This window comes from Cobetia sp. LC6, assembly GCF_030264805.1.
Classification (GTDB): domain Bacteria; phylum Pseudomonadota; class Gammaproteobacteria; order Pseudomonadales; family Halomonadaceae; genus Cobetia.
In genome coordinates, this window is the sequence record NZ_JASSPL010000001.1 from 613,691 (window position 1) to 631,237 (window position 17,547).

16 protein-coding genes are annotated in these 17,547 nt (G+C 64.0%); 6 read left to right on the forward strand and 10 right to left on the reverse strand.

Annotation, left to right across the window (positions count from 1 at the left end):
* Positions 1-3: 3 nt before the first annotated feature.
* Positions 4-705: a CoA transferase subunit A gene (locus tag QQF40_RS02645; protein WP_176676697.1), complete on the reverse strand. Its 702-nt coding sequence runs from the start codon at positions 703-705 to the stop codon at positions 4-6.
* Positions 706-1,077: 372 nt separating this feature from the next.
* On the opposite strand from QQF40_RS02645, the gene QQF40_RS02650 reads away from it, so the two are divergent.
* The gene (locus QQF40_RS02650) at positions 1,078-1,974 is read left to right on the forward strand and encodes a LysR family transcriptional regulator (protein WP_176676698.1); all 897 of its coding nucleotides are present in this window, start codon (positions 1,078-1,080) and stop codon (positions 1,972-1,974) included.
* A 119-nt stretch (positions 1,975-2,093) separates the two neighbouring features.
* On the opposite strand, the gene QQF40_RS02655 is transcribed toward QQF40_RS02650, so the two are convergent.
* From QQF40_RS02655 to yihG, 5 genes are all read right to left on the reverse strand, one after another.
* Complete coding sequence (locus tag QQF40_RS02655; protein WP_176676699.1) at positions 2,094-2,903, reverse strand: alpha-ketoglutarate-dependent dioxygenase AlkB family protein; 810 nt, start codon at positions 2,901-2,903, stop codon at positions 2,094-2,096.
* Positions 2,904-2,988: 85 nt separating this feature from the next.
* A complete protein-coding gene (locus QQF40_RS02660; RefSeq protein WP_285460281.1) occupies positions 2,989-3,540 on the reverse strand; it encodes a phosphatase PAP2 family protein in 552 nt (183 codons plus the stop codon).
* Entirely contained in the window at positions 3,512-4,669 is a 1,158-nt protein-coding gene (locus QQF40_RS02665; protein WP_285460282.1) for a glycosyltransferase family 4 protein, read from the reverse strand. Before QQF40_RS02665 ends, QQF40_RS02660 begins: the two co-directional genes overlap by 29 nt.
* Positions 4,670-4,894: 225 nt before the next feature.
* The gene (locus tag QQF40_RS02670) at positions 4,895-5,848 is read right to left on the reverse strand and encodes a LysM peptidoglycan-binding domain-containing protein (protein ID WP_176676702.1); all 954 of its coding nucleotides are present in this window, start codon (positions 5,846-5,848) and stop codon (positions 4,895-4,897) included.
* Positions 5,838-6,740 carry a 1-acylglycerol-3-phosphate O-acyltransferase, YihG family gene (gene yihG / locus QQF40_RS02675; protein ID WP_285460283.1) on the reverse strand — a complete coding sequence of 301 codons (903 nt, stop codon included), beginning with the start codon at positions 6,738-6,740 and terminating at the stop codon, positions 5,838-5,840. Before yihG ends, QQF40_RS02670 begins: the two co-directional genes overlap by 11 nt.
* 273 nt (positions 6,741-7,013) lie before the next feature.
* On the opposite strand from yihG, the gene nhaD reads away from it, so the two are divergent.
* Positions 7,014-8,303 carry a sodium:proton antiporter NhaD gene (gene nhaD / locus QQF40_RS02680; protein ID WP_176676704.1) on the forward strand — a complete coding sequence of 430 codons (1,290 nt, stop codon included), beginning with the start codon at positions 7,014-7,016 and terminating at the stop codon, positions 8,301-8,303.
* 472 nt (positions 8,304-8,775) lie between these two features.
* Here nhaD and QQF40_RS02685 read toward each other — a convergent pair whose 3' ends face one another.
* Positions 8,776-9,558: a VOC family protein gene (locus tag QQF40_RS02685; RefSeq protein WP_285460284.1), complete on the reverse strand. Its 783-nt coding sequence runs from the start codon at positions 9,556-9,558 to the stop codon at positions 8,776-8,778.
* A 116-nt stretch (positions 9,559-9,674) separates the two neighbouring features.
* Here QQF40_RS02685 and QQF40_RS02690 point away from each other — a divergent pair, with 116 nt between their 5' ends.
* A complete protein-coding gene (locus tag QQF40_RS02690; RefSeq protein ID WP_352230710.1) occupies positions 9,675-10,571 on the forward strand; it encodes a DMT family transporter in 897 nt (298 codons plus the stop codon).
* A gap of 152 nt (positions 10,572-10,723) precedes the next feature.
* On the opposite strand, the gene QQF40_RS02695 is transcribed toward QQF40_RS02690, so the two are convergent.
* The 3 genes from QQF40_RS02695 to QQF40_RS02705 all read right to left on the reverse strand — a co-directional run bounded on the left by QQF40_RS02695 (position 10,724) and on the right by QQF40_RS02705 (position 14,185).
* Positions 10,724-12,481, reverse strand: coding sequence for a monovalent cation:proton antiporter-2 (CPA2) family protein (locus QQF40_RS02695; RefSeq protein WP_285460286.1), 1,758 nt, complete (start codon positions 12,479-12,481; stop codon positions 10,724-10,726).
* A 207-nt stretch (positions 12,482-12,688) separates the two neighbouring features.
* Complete coding sequence (locus tag QQF40_RS02700; RefSeq protein ID WP_043335038.1) at positions 12,689-12,955, reverse strand: GrxA family glutaredoxin; 267 nt, start codon at positions 12,953-12,955, stop codon at positions 12,689-12,691.
* Positions 12,956-13,132: 177 nt separating this feature from the next.
* Positions 13,133-14,185, reverse strand: a complete 1,053-nt coding sequence (locus QQF40_RS02705; RefSeq protein WP_253062109.1) for a YeiH family protein — start codon at positions 14,183-14,185, stop codon at positions 13,133-13,135.
* Positions 14,186-14,399: 214 nt separating this feature from the next.
* Between QQF40_RS02705 and QQF40_RS02710 the strand changes: the two genes are divergently transcribed.
* The 3 genes from QQF40_RS02710 (at position 14,400) to QQF40_RS02720 (ending at position 17,537) form a co-directional block, all read left to right on the forward strand.
* Positions 14,400-15,308, forward strand: coding sequence for a LysR substrate-binding domain-containing protein (locus QQF40_RS02710; protein WP_175089838.1), 909 nt, complete (start codon positions 14,400-14,402; stop codon positions 15,306-15,308).
* 139 nt (positions 15,309-15,447) lie between these two features.
* Positions 15,448-16,272 (forward strand): alpha/beta fold hydrolase, encoded by an 825-nt coding sequence (locus QQF40_RS02715; protein WP_306424376.1) that lies wholly within the window; start codon positions 15,448-15,450, stop codon positions 16,270-16,272.
* Positions 16,269-17,537, forward strand: coding sequence for an MFS transporter (locus QQF40_RS02720; RefSeq protein WP_285460287.1), 1,269 nt, complete (start codon positions 16,269-16,271; stop codon positions 17,535-17,537). The genes QQF40_RS02715 and QQF40_RS02720 overlap by 4 nt, the downstream gene beginning before the upstream one ends.
* Positions 17,538-17,547: the final 10 nt, after the last annotated feature.

Consider the following 17,547-nt stretch of genomic DNA (forward strand, 5'->3'; position numbering starts at 1 on the left):
GGCTCAACGCGAGCGGACGGTGCGTTTCTCGATGCGCTTCTCGAAGTTGCCCTTGATGACGCGATCCACATAGATGCCGGGCGTGTGGATGTCGGCGGGGTCCAGTTCACCCGGCTCGACCAGCTCTTCGACTTCTACCACGGTGATCTTTCCGGCGGTGGCGGCCAGCGGGTTGAAGTTGCGCGCGGTGTGGCGGTAGACGACGTTGCCATAGCGGTCTGCCTTCCAGGCCTTGACGATGGCGAAGTCGCCCTTGATGGACTCTTCCAGAATGTAATGGCGGCCATCGAACTCGCGCACTTCCTTGCCTTCGCCGATCGGTGTGCCGTAACCGGTGGCGGTGAAGAAGGCGGGGATACCGGCGCCGGCAGCACGCATCTTCTCGGCCAGCGTGCCCTGGGGAGTGAGGATCACTTCCAGGTCACCGTCGAGCAGCTGCTTCTCGAACAGTGCGTTCTCGCCGACGTAGGAGGCGATCATTGTCTTGATCTGACGGTCTTCCAGCAGGACGCCGAGCCCGAAGCCATCGACGCCGCAGTTGTTGGAAACCACGGTGAGGTTCTTGGCGCCGAGGCGCTTGATCTCAGCAATAAGGTTCTCCGGGATACCACACAGGCCGAAGCCACCGGCGATTACCGTCATGCCATCTTCGAGGCCTGCCATGGCCTCCGCGTAGCTGGTCACCACCTTGTTGAATCCTGCCATGCGAATCTCCTTGAGTATCCAAGCTGTTGTCGTCGGGATGTCTTCATCATTGCCGACAATCCTGAGTCTGTATATATTTAATAAGTTTGTTTTTTCTATCCATTGATCAGTTTTTGATAAGAATTGATTCGCGACTTATCGAGCCTGCTCGCGAGGAAAAAGCCTGCCAGACCCCATGCTGGCGGGGCTGATGCGGTAGCGGGGCGGAACGGCCTGAGCTGTGCGCTCAGCCAGGTGAGAGCTTCGTGGCTGTCATCTATGACCAATGGCCTAGATGCCCTGCGAGCGCCTGCTCTGCGAGCGACAGCCAACGAACTGCGCCACATCACTTCTTGTAACATCTCTTGAAACAACCCCGGGACAGGACACGACATGACTCTCAAACAGCTGAAGGCCTTCGTGGCCGTGGCGCGCACGTTGTCCTTCGCCGAGGCGGGCACGCTGGTACATCTCTCGCAGCCGGCCCTGTCGTTGGCGGTGAAGAATCTGGAGGAGTCGCTGGGGGGGCGCCTGTTTCAGCGCTCGACCCGACAGGTCAGCCTGACGCCGGAAGGGCGCGCCTTCTTCCCGCTGGCCAGGCGTCTGCTGTCGGACTGGGAACATGCCGAGGATGAGATGCGCCAGCGCTTCAGCCTCGGGCGCGGCCGCGTGGCCCTGGCCGCGATGCCGACCTTCGCCGGCAATCTGCTGCCCGGGGTGCTTGCCGATTTTCGCCGCCAATATCCGGAGATCACCATCGAAGTGAATGACGTCATCGCCGAAGAGGTGGTCGAGCGGGTCACCGATGGTCGCGTCGAGCTGGGGATCTGCTTCGACCCCGGCGTACGCCAGGACCTGGTGTTCGAGCTGCTGTTCGAAGACCGCTATGTGGCGATCATTCCCCCCGGCCACGCCTTGCTGGCAGAGGCGCCGACCTCCATCGAGTGGTCACGGCTGCTCAAGGAAGACTTCATCACGCTGCAGCGGCCCTCGGGGGTGCGTCGCATGCTCGAGAAACGTCTTGAGGATGCGGGCATGGCGCTGCATGTCGCCTTCGAGACCCACCAGCTGGTCACCTGCGGGCGCATGGTGGCGGAGGGTCTGGGTGTCAGTGCGGTACCGGCGATGAGCGCGGCGCAGATGAGCGCGCTGGGCTGTCAGTGCCTGCCGCTGACAGGCCCCGAGGTTCAGCAGCGGGTCGGCGTGATCCGTCGCGGCCGTCATGAACTGTCGGTGGCGGTACAGGCGATGCTGGAGACCCTGCGCGCGCGTTACCCGGCGGCGGATTGAGTCCGGGGCGCAGTGACACAGGGAGCGACAACAAAGAAGGCGTTAGCGCAGGAAGAGGGCAGCAAGAAGGCAAGAGGAGAGCGAGAAGAGAGAAAGCAGAATGCACAAGAAAGCCGACCTCACCGGGAGGGCGTCAGCAGCTGGCGATAGGTCAGGCTGATGCGCAGCCCGTCGAGCTTGCGCGGCGGCAGCGCATGATGGAGGCGATCCTGACAGCCACGGCCCATCACCAGCAGCGAGCCATGTGGCAGCCACAGATTGAACGCCGGCGTGTCGGCATAGGGACTGCGCGGATGGCCCTTGAAGCGCAGGGGGCGTTCTCGTCCCAATGAAATGGCGAGCACGATCGGGCGAGTGCCCAGCTCCGGCTCGTTGTCGCTGTGCCAGCCCATGCGGTCGGCGCCGTCGGCGTAGCGATTGGCCAGCAGGCTGTTGAAATGCTCCGGGATCACGGACTCGCTGCGCCCCAGATCATCGCGTTGCGGGCTGAGCTCATGATTGATGGCATGACGTGAAAGCTCGCCCAGTTGCCAGGCGGTCATGTGCCAAGGATTGGGTTCGAACAGGCTGCCGGAGTAGCGATAGCGGGCACCGACATCGCCCATCCACACCTGGCGGCGTGGAATCGGGTGTGTCTTGCCATGCACGCTCAGGCTGGGGCGCTGCCAGTCGAGATCGCCCTCCAGCGTGACGAGGGCTTGATCGGCCTGCAGCGGCGTCAGGGCGCGCGGCTTGAGATAGAGCGGGTGCAGAGGGTGGCGGTACCAGCCGTGCGCGAGGGCAAGCCAGTCCTCGGGCAGCTCGCGCGGGCGAGCTGCCAGGGCCGAGCCATCCGCCGCCGTCTGGTGCGCAGCTCCATCAGCCGCGGACGTGGAATCAGAGGTCGAGAGGGCGGCGAAGAGATCATCGCCAGCAGAAGGAGTCGTCATGCGGCGAGAGTGCCAGAGCCGCGTCAGGTTGGGCAAGTGGCTCTCGATTCGCGCCGACCCGGGGCTGACGCGAGCCTCACAAGCGTCAGGTCGTCAGCAATGTCTCGAAGGTCAGGATGGCCACCTCGGCAAGGCCCAGCCCCAGCAGCGCGCCGGCCAGCACATCACTGACGTAATGCAGACCGAGGATCACTCGGGAAAGCGCGACCAGCAGTGCCAGAGGCGTGACGAGAATGGCAATCTCCGGCAGCTGCTGAGCGGTCAGGCTGGCGAAGAGGGCAGCATGCAGGGTGTGACCGCTGGGAAAGCTGTAGCGGTCCAGCGGTGGCATGGTGCAGTTGATGGTATTGAAGGTGATGAACGGGCGTTCCCGACATAGTCGCGTCTTGAGTGCGCGGTAGAGCAGTGCCCCGGCGCCGGCCGCCAGGCCGAATTCCAGAAACAGCCAGCCGCCCATGGCATGGTGCAGCGGCAGGCTCAGCGTCAGCAGCGCCCACGCCGGCCAGTCGCCCAGCCGCGAGACGATACGAAACAGGGTGAGTATCGGCCGGAACAGCGCCAGGCGCGCGACCTGGCGGCACAGGCGCCACTCCAGAAGGTCCAGTCGCTCAAAGACGGGAAGGCTGCGATCGTGCATCGGGCTTCTCCTCGGCGTGACGCAGGCAGGTCAGAAAGCCCTCGGCGATGCGGCTCCAGCCCAATGGTTCGACGCGCACGCGGGCGGCACGTCCCAGTCTGGCGATGCGGGCCGGCCGCTGGCAGGCCTCCACCGCCTGTTCGATGAAGCGCTCCGGCTGGCTGCAGGGCGCCAGCAGGCCCTGGTGATCGTCGCGGATCACCTCGGCGGCCGCCGCGTAATCGAAGGCGATCACGGCCAGTCCGCTGGCCATGGCTTCCAGCACCACGTTGCCGAAGGTCTCCGACAGTGACGGGAAGATGAACAGGTCGGCGCTGGCGTAATGGGCGGCCAGCGCCTCGCCGGTCTGGAAGCCGGCGAAGATCGCCTCGGGCAGGCGCTGTTCCAGGCGCTCGCGCAGCGGACCGTCTCCCACCAGCACCAGGGCAAGGTCCGGTTGCACGGCCAGCATGGCCTCATAGGTACGGATCAGCAGATCGATGTTCTTCTCGGCGGCCAGGCGCCCGACGTGCAGCGCGACGGGTTGCTGTGAGCTGACGCCCCATGACTTGCGCAATGCTTCGCTGCGATGACGGGGCGAGAAGCACTCGCAATCCAGGCCGCGCCCCACCACCTGCACATGCTCGAAGCCTTGCTGCATCAGGCTGTCTGCCTGGGTGCGCGTCGGTACCAGCGTCATGTTGGCCGCATTGTGGAAGCGGCGCAGGCCGCGCCGCACCAGCGGGCGTAGCGCCTTGAGCCGGTAGTGGGTGCTGTATTGATCGAAATTGGTATGAAAGCCCGCGACCACCGGCAGGCCCAGACGGCGGGCGACCATCAGTGCGCTGATGCCCAGCGGGCCTTCGGTGGCGATATAGACGACACAGGGGCGATGCTCGCGCCACATGCGCATCAGGCGCTGCGGCGCCGGCACGCCGACCTGCACGCTGTCATACCCTGGCAGGCGGAAGCCGCGTACCTGAAGCTCCTGCTGGACACGCGGCTCCAGGCTGCCATCTCGGGTGGCGGGACGAATGAGTTGGAGCTCACAGCCGCGCGCGATGAGTTGATCGCACAGATGACTCAAGGTATGAGCCACGCCATTGATCTCCGGATGCCAGGTTTCACTGACGAAGGCAATGCGCTCCATGACGTCTCCCTAGATGACTATTGTAGTCATTATCGAGAGAGGGAGTGACGGCGGCATAACAAGCAGGTGACGAAGCGATGACACACCTTCAACCCCTCACAACTCAGAGGTATGAGGGTTGTCTCATGAATCGTCAAGCAAGGACGACAGCCACCGGCGCTATCGTCAACTGGCGGGGACTGGAGGTGGCGCCATGCCGGGCTGGCGCCGCGATGCAACGCAGCTTCAGCGCTTCTCGAGAATTTCGCGCGGGTCGATCGGCTTGCCCCCGTGGCGTACGTCGAACAGCAATTCATGCTGACCGTTGTTGCCGCGTGCGACGCGACAAAGCGGCGTGCCCGGAGTGACCTGCTGGCCCACCTTGACCAGAATCTCGCCGCACTGGGCCAGCACGCTCTGCAGGTTGCCGGAATGGTGCAGGATGACCACGTTGCCCAGTTGGCGCATGGCGTCGGCGAAGCGCACTTCGCCCCGCGCCGGCGCACTGGCGATGCCGCTGGCGGCGGTACGAATCTGCATGGGCGCCAGCTGGCCATTGCCGTTGGTGCCGAATTCACGTGTCACGCTGCCGGCGGCAGGCCAGCGCCACGACTGGCCCGGCTTCTGCAGCGGGCCGGGGTCCGGGCGGGCGACCAGGCTGCCACCGCTGGCGCGCGCGGCCGGGGCGCTGCGGCTCGGGCCACCGTTGAGCGGCACCGAGATCAGCATGCCGACGTCGAGATCATTGGGGTCCTTGCCGGGGTTGGCGGCCTGAATGCGCTGCGGGCTGGCGCCGAAATAGCGTCCGATCTTGGAGTAGGTATCGCCGGGGCGCAGCTGATAGCGATACGGGCCGCCGGAGGGCGCCCGCTCGCGCGCGGTGGGCACCAGGATGCGCTGACCGACCTTGAGGTCACGAATCTTGACGCCCGGATTGAAGCGCGTGAGGCGCAGCAGGGGAATGTCGGCATCGCGAGCGATCTGCCCCAGGGTATCGCCCTTCTGGATGGTGACCCACTGGCCGGCCGGCGAGCCGGAGTAGCTGCTGGTCGCGCAGCCGCTCAGCCACAGGCTGAGGCAGATCAGCGCCAGCCAGCGCAACGTGAGGCCGGCACGCTGCAGAAGTGGACGGTTTACGTCGGGTTCGGCCTGCGCTCGTGCCGTGAAGCCCGCGGCATCCAGGCCACATTCAGTGTTCATCAATGTCATTCCCTGCACGTGACAGTCGGGCATCCTTGTCCTTCCAGACCTGATTGAGCCATTGCTGGAAGCGCTCGCGATAGGCGGCGTCCGCATGATAGTTGCCGTCGAGCATCCAGGGCTCCAGGGGCCGCTGAGTGATGACGAGCGTGATGTCGCCCCCGTGACCGCACAGGAACTGCCAGAAACTGGCATCGGCATGTCGGTAATCGAGAGTGGCATCCAGAATACCGGAAAGTCGATCGCCAAGCGTGTTGATCACCTGGGCACTGCCGCCAGCACGCGGCTTGAGCAGGTGCTGGAAAGGGCTCTGCTGCTGGTTGTGCTTGGCGGGCGTGAAGCGAGTGCCTTCCACGAAGTTGAAGATCGCCATCGGCGCCTGACGCGAGCGCTCGCACATGCGTCGTGTCGCTTCACGATCACGTTCGGCAAGCCGTGGGTTGCTGGCCAGTTTCTGCTGGCTGTAACGGCGCATGAACGGGAATTCCAATGCCCACCAGGCAAGGCCGATCACCGGTACCCAGATGAGCTCCTGTTTGAGGAAGAACTTGGGCATCGGCGTACGGCGGTGCAGGGCGTACTGGAGAACGAAGATGTCAGTCCAGCTGCGATGATTGGCGATCACCAGCCACCAGCGACGCCGGGCAGCCCCATCGCGCAGCGATTGCGGCACTTGGATGTCCCAGCGCGGGCGCAGCACGTGGCGAATCCACAGGTTGTTGGTGCCGATCCAGCCCATGGCGAGACGGTTGAGCCCCTCCAGCATGTGCAACTGCAGGCGGCGCGATGGCGTGATCAGCTTGAGTGCGGCCAGCAGATACAGCGGCAGCGCCCAGCACAGGGTATTGATGATCAGAAAGACAAGGCTGATGACACCTCTGATACTCGACATGCATGACTCCTTCATCAGGTGGCGCCATCGTAATTCACCCAGGAGTGGATGCCCACCCCGCTTGCGTGAGGGATGGCAACCCTGCGTTGCACGAAGCGAACGCCCCCCTCAGGTCGAATGGCGGGGCGCACGCAGCTGTGGTGAGATGCATCGCCGGTCGTGTGACTGGTCGGTGCAAGGGAGAGGTCGTGGCAGGGTTCACGCTGAAGTCACGCCGGGCACCGTCAATCATCGCCGCCGCTTCGCGGCGATATCTCAGGGAGCGAGAGTGGCATGTGGTTGCAGGGACTGTTGATCGGGCTGGCGCTGGCCGCCTTCGTGTTGATTGCCATCGAGGATGTGATCCATCTCAACAAGGCCAAGACGACCTTGTTGCTGGGCACCTTCAGCTGGTTGCTGCTGTTCATCTTCGGTCCCGCGGCCCTGGCGGTGGAGGATGTCCCCGAGGCCTTGAACGAGAACCTGCTCGAGATCGCCACCTTGTGGCTGTTTCTGATGGCTGCGATGACCTTCGTGGCCTTTCTCAATGCCAAGGGGCTGATCGCCAATCTGATCTACCGCCTGCTGCCCAAACGCATCGGGGAGCGCGGGCTGCTGTATCTGACGGGGCTCTTTGCCTTCGCCTTTTCATCGCTGGCCGACAACATCACCGCGACGCTGGTATCGCTGACCCTGGTGCTGTCGCTGGGCCTGGCGCCGAAGAAGACGCTGCGCTTTGCGGTGCTGGCGGTATTCGCCGTCAACTCCGGCGGCGTGGCGCTGATCACCGGGGATGTGACCACGCTGATGATCTTCCTGGCGGGCAAGGTGCGCATCAGCGAGCTGATGCTGCTGGCGCTGCCGTCCTTCCTCAGCGTTATGCTGCTGGCGACGCTACTGCTGCCCGGGCTGGGAGGTGAGGTGAATCTGGTGCGCGAGCCGCGCGAGACCCGGCGTCTTGATCGTCTGGTCGCCTGGCTGTTTCTGGCCACCATCCTGTCGACCCTCGGGCTCAACGTGCTGTTTGGCGTGCCGCCGCTGCTGACTTTCCTGTTCGGGATGTCGCTGATGTTCCTGCTTGGACATGTCGCTGAACGGCGCAGCGACAGCGAAGAGCGCCGTATACTTGATTACATTCGTATTATCGAATTCGATACATTGCTATTCTTCCTCGGCATCCTGCTGATGGTCGGGGCGCTCAAGGAAGCTCGTCTGCTGGAAGGCCTGGCACAGCTCTATGCCTTGATGCCGGCGATGCAGGCCAATTATCTGGTCGGGCTGCTCTCGGCACTGGTGGACAACGTGCCGCTGACCGCCGCAGTGCTCAAGGCGGATGTCAGCATGAATGATGCAGAGTGGCTGGCGCTGACCTATGCCGCAGGCGTGGGTGGCTCGCTGCTGGTGATTGGCTCCGCCGCCGGGGTGATCGCGCTTTCCAAGGTGCGTGAGGTGAGTTTCATGAGTTATCTGCGCTTCTTCCCGGCATTGTTGCTGGCCTACAGCGTGGGCTATCTGGGGGCGTACTGGCTGGGCGGGCAGATCACGAACACGCCAGTGACATTGGCGCTGTCATCTCTGGGCTGATGTTGGGTCGCTGGAGGGCGTTCACTACGGCCACAGCCGCTGCCGCAGTCGCTGCCACAGTGGCCGTCTGAGCTACTTTTGGACGCACTGCCGGATGCGCTATCGGGAGAGGAATTGGCGCTGTTCCTGGTCGGCTGATCATTTTTTGATCAATCTGTCTGCGCTCGCCTGATCTCGATGGCGATACCCAGATGTACAGAGATTCTTCACAGCTTTTTCCACAGCTTCTGTTGATAACCTGTCTGCGACGTTAGGTTTAGAGCCTCAGGCACAAGGCGCAGGCATGGCGGGGGGTAAGCGGCGAGTCATGCGGCGATGACACCATGGGGTGTTGCCATGAAGAGTGATGGCAGAAGGGGCGTGGAGGGTATGGCATGAAAGGGCATGCCATCTTCTGCACAGAAGAGCCCCCTGCGCATGCGTAGGGGGCTGAATGCGACTCATCTCATTGCGCAGTGCTGCCAGCAGACCATCACGCGCTGAGCTGGCACAGCGTATGTTCCGGCAGCAGTTGTTCTGCGGGACGCTGTTTTCCTTCTAGCTGAGTCGTCACCGGTGCGGTCGCCAGCAGGGCGATGCCACCCAGCACCACCATATGCTCGTCACCGTCCGCGAACACCATGCGCTGGGCGTGGGCCGGGTAGTAGTGATATTGCAGCTTGGGATTGATGGGCAGTACCGCATGATGACGCCCGGTCTGTGGTGCCATGCCGTAGGCCAGCATGCCCTCGCAGACCGCTTCCAGCGTTTCGCCAAGCTCTTCGGCATTGAAGCCGACATGGTGCAGGCGCGGCCCCATCACGGAGAGCCAGGCAGCCAGCGGGTTGGCCTCGAGCAGGCGCTCGAAGGTCGGCCAGTCCGGCATGTCCCACGGACGGCAGGGCGCGAGCAGGTTCTGACCCTTGCAGTCATCACGATGACTCTGCCTGATCAGGCGCTTGAGCAGGTCGCGATGCATCGGCGGCAGGCTGTTGGCCTGCAGTTCCGCCAGCATGACAGCAGCGCCACCATCCGGGGGAAGCAGCAGATCGACCAGCAGGCCGCGGTCGGCCATGGCGTACTGTTTCACGCGGCGATAGCCCTGGTGATACAGACTGGGCAACAGCTTCTCGCTTCTGAAGGGCCCCTGGTTCAGCGTCAGGAACATCAGATATTCAGGGTTGATGCTGTCTGGCCAGATATCCAGCGCCCCGATGTCGGGATGGCGGTGGACGAAGTCCAGCCATAGCTGCTGTTGGAATTCCTTGCGTTGCATGATGCCTCCTTGAACGGCCCCTATGACCTCAGTGCTGGAGCGATTATAGGTAGTCGTGCAAAGGGTCATTCAACGCCATTATCCGTTTTTTCGCGTTTCTTGATCGGAGAGTAAAAATGCCAGTGGTGGTGGCGTATTGCGTGGTTCTCATGGTGTGGTCGACGACACCGCTGGCCATCTCGTGGAGCGCTTCGGGCTGGCTGCCTGCCTGGTCGGCGATGGGCAGAATGTTAATTGCCGCATGCCTTGGTTACCCGTTGTTACGCATGATGGGGCTGAAAATGGACCTTTCACGTGGGGCATTGCGCAGCTACTCGGCAGCCGCTCTGGGTATCTGGGGTGGCATGTACTTCGCCTACCTCTCTGCGGCCTGGTTACCAAGCGGTATCATGTCGTTACTGTTTGGGCTGGCACCCTTGCTATCAGGGCTTTATGCACGCTGGTGGTTGAAAAGTGCCCCACTTGACAAGTTGCAGTGGATGGGGTTTGCGTTGGCACTGAGTGGACTGGCCGTCGCGGTCTCGGATTCCCTCGCGTTACCGCCGGGCAGCTGGAAGGGGGTCCTGACCATGCTGCTGGCCGTCAACTGCTTTGCCGCCTCGGGGGTACTGGTGCAACGCGAGCGGGCAGGGCTTCATCCGCTGGTGCAGACGGAGGGTGCGCTGCTGGTCTCTCTGCCGCTCTATCTGGTGTGTGCGCTGCTCGTCGATGGCGTGCCGCAAGCCCTGCCGGAGGGACGCCCGATGGCTGCCATCCTCTATCTCGGCATCTTCGGCTCGCTGATCGGCTACCTGTGCTACTACTTCGTGCTGTCACGCCTGTCGGCCAGTACGGTGGCGCTGGCGACCTTGATCACTCCCATCTTCGCCATGAGCCTGGGCGCGGTGCTCAATGATGAGCTGATCTCCAGCCGTGTGCTCGCCGGGGCCTTGCTGATCGTGATCGGGTTGTGCGCCTATCTGTTCGGCCCGCAGTGGCGGGCGCGCCTGACATCCCGCCGCTTGCAGGGCTGAGCAGGCTTCGGGCCGCCATCCTGCCTGTCTCTCGCGCAGCGGATCTGCACGCAATGCCTTGCCGAATGCATCAACGACAAGGGCCGCCCCGGCAGGGGCGGCCCTTGTGTCCTTTCCGGCGCGACTGAGCGCTCTGGCGAGTCGTGCAGGCATCAATCCTGATTGTTCTGGAACAGACGCTTGAGCTCGATCATGGCGGCCTGCTCGCTGTTGACGAGCGCTTTCTGGTCGTGGCGGTGCTCATAGTTCTGCTTGAGCATGTTGTCATCCATTTCCCGGAAGGCGCGCGCCACTTCCGTCGCGCGAGCATTGGGGTAGCCCATCGCTACCAGCAATTCTCCGCCCATCTCCAGGCTGCTGGCATAGGTGTCACGAATCACGTGCTCCACGCCCAATTCCATCAGCTCCCAGGCATGGTGGCGGTTACGGGCACGCACGAACAGCTTCAGGTGCGGGAATTGATGGCGCACCATGCGCACGATGCCGGTCGAGGTCTCGGCATCATCGACCGCCACCAGCATGATCCTGGCCTGCTCGGCACCCGCCGCCCGCAGCAATTCGGCGCGGCTGGCATCGGCGTAGAAGATGCGCGACCCGAACTGACGCACGAACTCGACCTGGGTGATATTGGGGTCCAGCGCGGTGAAGTTGATGCCCTGGCTCTTGAGCATGCGCGCGCTGATCTGGCCGAAACGACCGAAGCCGGCGATCAACACCTGGGGCGTCTCCTCACCGAAGTCCTCATCATAGGGGCGCTTGGCTTCGCTGGTGGCGCCGAGGTGGCGGGCATAGCGATAGAGGAAGGGCGTGGCAGCCATCGACAAGGTCACCGCACTGATCACCAGGCTGGTGAGGGTCTGATCGAAGATGCCGGCGGCCATGCCGGCGGTCAGCAGCACGAAGTCGAACTCACCACCCTGTGACAGGACCGCGGCCAGCGGCAGGGCCTCGGCCATCTTGAGGCGTGCAACGCGTCCGACCAGCGTGATGACGATGACCTTGCCGAACATCAGTGCCAGCGTCAGCGCCAGGACGGTCAGCGGCCGCTCCATCACCAGCGAGACGTCAACCGACATGCCTACGGCCATGAAGAACAGCCCCAGCAGCAGCCCCTTGAAGGGCTCGATGTTGGCTTCCAGCTCGTGGCGGTAGACGGTATCGGCGAGCAGCACCCCGGCCAGGAAGGCACCCAGGGCCATGGACAGCCCCACCCACTCCATCAGCAGCGCCGTGCTGATCACCACGAACAAGGCCGCGGCGGTGAAGATCTCGTGGATCTCGCTGCGCGCGACCATCTTGAGCAGGCGCGGCACGACAAAGCGCCCGACGATGATGACCGCCGCGATCATGCCAATGCCCTCGGCGATGCCGATCCAGTTGGTGCCGGTGGAGGCATCGAAGTTGTCAGCGAACAGCGGCATCAGGGCCAGCAGCGGAATCACCGCCAGGTCCTGGAACAGCAGGATGGCGAAGGTCGATTGGCCGTGCGGCGTCGCCAGCTGCTGATTCTCGCTCAATACCTGCAGCGCGAAGGCGGTCGAGGACAGCGCCAGAATCAGGCCCAGCAACACTGCTGCGGGCAATTCCAGCCCCAGCCACAGGCCGACGGGGGTGAGCAAGGCACCGCACAACAGCATCTGGGCGCTGCCCAGGCCCGCAAGCTTGAGGCGCATGTCCCACAGGCGCTTGGGCTCCAGTTCCAGACCGATCATGAACAGCAGCATGACGACCCCGAATTCGGCGAAGTGCAACACTTCGCCAGGCTCCGAGATGAAGCCGATCAACGACGGACCCAGCAGCACCCCGATGGCCAGATAGCCCAGGATGGAACCGAGGCCCAGACGCTGGAAGAGTGGCACGGCAACCACCGCGCATCCCAGCAGCACGGCGCCTTCCATCAACATGTTCATGTGCGTGTCCTTGTGCATACACGGGCGGAGGAGGCAGCGATTGTCGCTGGCCCCTCCTTTTGTCGCAAGCGTCAAGACGCGCTGGATGCGACCTTGTGCGCAGCGTGTTGCTGTGAGCGGGGCATGAGTGGAGGGGATGTGACGCAGGCACAAAAAAGCCCCCGCCAATGGCGAGGGCTTCAGCAGTGAAACGACTGATGGCGGCGATCAGGCCTGCGGCATAAGAGCTTCGTCCTGCACGTACTGGTTGAACTCGGTGAAGCCACCGATGTGGGTCTGATCGACGAAGATCTGCGGCACGGTCTCGACCGGCTTGCCGATGGTCTTTTCCATGTCGGCCTTGCTGATGCCTTCTGCATGGATGTCGATGTAGCGGAAGTCGAAATCATCGCGCTTGGCGGTGAGCTCTTCCGCGAGGTCCTTGGCGCGGACACAGAAAGGGCAACCCGGACGACCGAAAATGACTGCAAGCATGAGATTCTCCTAAGGTTCGTGATTCTCGTTCAGCCCGTACTGGAGGGGCCGAGAAAATGGCGCCGGCACTGCCGGTGAGTAATCGATGACCGCCATTGTGCTTGAGCCTGCCCGGGTTTGCCAATTGAGCCGTACTACCAAAGTCATTGTGGCAATCAATCACTGCCGTGCCGGGGACTAGCCCATCAACAGCAGATTGGCGCCAAAGCCACCGACGATCAACAGCGTGAACAGGATCAGCGCGAGCAGGAAAGGCTTCATGCCCAGTGAGCGCAGACGATCGATGCGAGTCTCGACGCCCAGGCCCGCCATGGCCATGGTCAGTGCCACGCTGCCGAGGGTAGAGAGGCTTGAGTGCACTGCCGCCGGAATCTCGCCGGTGCTGTTGATGCCGGCCATGGCGATGAAGCCCAGCGCGAACCACGGAATCGTCATGCCGCCGCCGGTCTCGCGGTCATCACCTTCGGTACGGGCACGCATGGCCCACAGCTTCGGCAACAGCAGCAGGAAGGGGACCAGCATCATCACGCGCATCAACTTGACGATCAGCGCATTGGCCAGGGCGTCCGGGCCGACCGCTTCACCGGCGGCCACGACCTGAGCGACCTCGTGGATGGTGGAGCCGATATAGATGCCGAACAGGCCTTCATGCATGCCGCTCAGTGGGTAGAGCAGCGGGTAGACCAGCATCGCCAGCGAACCGAACAGCACCACCGTGGCGACGGCCATGGCGGTGGCCGCCGGGCGAGCCTTGATCATCGATTCGGTCGCCAGTACCGCCGCGGCGCCACAGATGGCGGAACCGGCGCTGGTCAGCAGTGCGGTGTCGCGGTCCAGCCCCAGCCAGCGCGTACCGATGAAGTAGCCGCTGCTCAGCACTGCGGTGATCACCAGCACATCGAGGAAGACGACGCTCCAGCCCAGGCCGAGAATCTGCTGCAGGGTGATGGAGAGGCCGAACAGGATGATGCCGAGACGCAGCAGCTTCTTGGTCGCGATATGCAACCCCGGGGAAAGCGCCGCGGCGTGCCGGCTGGTGATCGGCAGGTTGCCGACCACGATACCGCACAGCAGGGCGAAGACCAGCGGGCTGATGCCGGTGGAGGCCAGCGCCGGAATGGAATGCAGTGCCAGCCCCACCAGGGTCAGGCCGCCACACAGGGCGAGGCCCGGCAACATGCGGCGCAAGCGCTCGGCAGTGGCGGGGGGAGTCAGGGTCTGTGCGTCCATGAGCATTCTCCTTGAGGAAAGTGGCCTATCCCGTGCGGAACATGGCCTGTCTTGTTATGGGGCGTGCGCTGGCGTGGGGGGCACGGCTGTCATCGCCAAGGGCGCTTGAGCTTGCGTTGCTTGCTTAGTGCCTCCGGTTTGATGATTAGTCTATTCGGGAATATTATTCGGCAGTTAGTCGATTATTCTTTTATTACATACCGGAAAAACCGATATGCAGATCCACATCACGCTGCGTCAGTTGCAAGTGTTCGTGGCGGTGACACGCCACGGCTCCGTCAGCGCCGCGGCGCGCGAGATCGGCCTGTCGCAATCGGCGGCGAGTCAGGGGTTATCCGAACTGGAGCGTCATCTCGAGGTGCAGTTGTTCGAGCGCCTCGGTCGCCGCCTGGCCCTGAACGCCAATGGTCGCCGCCTGTTGGCGCGCGCCGAGCAACTGCTGGAGCAGACCCACGCGCTGGAACTTGAGGCCCGTGAGCCCGGCGTGGTGGATGGCAACCTGCGTGGCGAACTGGAAATCGCCGCCAGCGCCACCATCGGCACCTGGTTGCTGCCGGGGCTGGCAGGGGCCTTCATGCGCGAACATCCGGGCACCGAGCTCAATCTGCGCCTGCGCAATACCCACCAGGTGGTGGAGGCGGTGCTCAACTATGACGCCGAGCTCGGCTTGATCGAGGGCGACTGCCACGCGCCGCGCCTGATGAGCCAGACCTGGCGCGAGGATGAGCTGGTGGTGGTGGCGCCGCCGAGCCATCCGTTGGCCATGCGCGGTACGGCGCTCAGCGATGAGGATCTCGCCACGGCCGACTGGATTCTGCGCGAGGGTGGCTCGGGCACGCGGGCGGTCTTCGAGCGTGCGCTGCATGGGCGGATCGAACGTCTCAAGGTGCGAATGGAGTTGGGCCAGCACGAGGCCATCAAGCAGGCCGTGTTCGCCGGATTGGGGCTGGGGTGTCTGTCGCGGCTGTCGGTGGCGGCCGAGATCGCGCGTGGCGAGCTGGTGGTGCTGGCCACGCCCCAGCTCAACCTGAAGCGGCGCTTCTCGATGCTGTGGCACCCGGAACGTTACCGCAGCCCGCTGTGGCAGGCGGTCAAGGTCTATCTGGAAGCCAGTCCGCGCTGAGCCGTCGAGGGCGGAGCCGCCGCGCGCTTGATAGTTTGCTAACATAGGCGCTCCCCGCGATCCGGCTGCCGCCGAGCCACGCCGCTGAGCCTGAGCCACGGGGAGCGTAACGGTCTGTCTAGCGTCCATGGAGATGATGATGAGCACAACGGTCGAGCTTTATTACCACGAGAGCGATGCTCGTGATGGCGCCGAGGAACAGACAACGAGCCAGCAGGACGCGACGCCGCTGGTCATTCTTCACGGCCTGTTCGGCAGTGCCGACAACTGGCGTTCGCATATCAAGTCGTGGTCGCGGACGCGCCGTGTGATCGCGGTGGATCTGCGTAACCACGGCCGCAGCCCGCACGTGGCCGGCATGAGCTACCCCGAGCAGGCCGCGGATGTCATCGCGCTGCTCGACCGCCTTGCCATCAAGCGCTGTGACCTGCTGGGCCACTCGATGGGCGGCAAGGTCGCCATGCAGGTCGCGCTCGAGGCGCCCGAGCGTCTGCGCAGCCTGCTGGTCGCCGATATCGCGCCGGTCGCCTATGGCCACGGGCATGACGATATCTTTGCTGCCTTCGAGGCGGTGCGTGACGCGCGCCCGGCCTCACGCAAGGAGGCCGACACGGTGATGGCGCAGCATGTCGATACCCCGGCCATCCGCCAGTTCCTCGCCACCAATCTGGTGCGTCTCGACGATGGCGCCATGGGCTGGCGCGTCGGGCTGGACCATATCGCCGCGGGCTACCCGCAGATCGTCGAGGCGCCGCACGGTCAGGGGCCGGTCGAGCTGCCGGCGCTGCTGCTGTGGGGGTCGCGCTCCAACTACGTGCAGGCCGAGGGCCTGGCGACGATGCGCGAACACTTCCCTGCGCTGGAAGATGACTCCCTGGAGGCCGGCCATTGGCTGCATGCCGAGCGTGCCAGCGAGTTCCAGCAGGCGGTGGTGGCGTTTCTTGATCGCGTCGCACGCGCTTGAGTACGCCGAGCAGTCACTCCGAAAATCGTCAGCCGGCCGCGAGTGATCGGGTCATCCCGCCGGTGACCACCCACGAGCGCCTGGTGGTGGCGCTGGTCACCCTGCTGCAGTTCGCCGTCATCATGGGCTTCACCATGGTGATGGCGCTGGGCCCTGACTTTGCTACCTCGCTGGGCATTCCGCTGGATCACCTAGGCTATATCGTCGGCAGTTATCCGCTGGCCGCCGCGGTGGGTACCCTGCTGTGGACACGGCAAGCCGATCGCTTCGATCGCCGCTGGGCAGTGCTGGGTTTCCTGTTCGGTGCGGCGCTCTGTCATCTGATCGCCAGCTTCGCCACCGACTTCGAGACCCTGCTGGCGGCGCGCATGCTGGGTGGGTTGTTCGGCGGGCCAGCGGCGGCGACGGCGCTGGCCATCGTGATCGACGTGGTGCCGGGAGTCCGCCGGGGGCGTGCCATGGGGCTGGTGATGGGTGCCTTCTCGGTGGCCTCGGTGCTGGGGCTGCCGTTTGCGCTGTGGTTGTCGCAGGGCTTCGGCTGGCAGGCGCCATTTCGCGCAGTGGCGCTGTTGGCGTTGCTGGTGTGCGGGCTGCTGGCCTGGATACTGCCGCCGATCCGCGGTCATCTCGATAACCCCGAGACCCGCCTGCGCAGCCGCAAGGGCACCACGATCCTGAACATCCTGGCCCAGCCCGACCATCGCCTGGGGCTGGCGCTGATCGCCACGGCGATGTTCAGCAACTTCCTGGTGATTCCCAACCTGGCAAGCTATCTGCTGTTCAATCTGGGCCTGCCGCGGGAGGATCTCGGCGGGCTCTACATGATCGGCGGCGGGCTGTCGCTGGTCGGCATGCAGCTGACGGGGCGGCTGTGTGATCGCTATGGCTGTGTCTGGCCGGGCACCATCACCTGCCTGATGACGGCGCTGGTCGGCTGGGCCTTCCTGCTGCATTCGCCGGGGCCGTCGCTGATCTGGATCGGCTTTGGCGCCTACATGCTGTTCTCGTCGGCGCGGCGTGTGACCCAGAATACGCTCAACAGCTTCATTCCCGCCGATCACGAGCGGGCAGCCTTCACCAGCACCCAGAGTGCCGTGCAGCATCTGAGTTCTGCCGCCGGCAGCTATGTGGGCGCCGGACTGCTGGTCAGCACCCCGAGTGGCGCGCTGGAAGGCATGCCGCTGCTGGTCGCGGTGCTGATGATCGCGCTGGTGATCCAGCCGCTGCAGATCCTGTGGCTGTCGCGTCGCCTGGCCCGCCGCTAGCGCTTGTGGA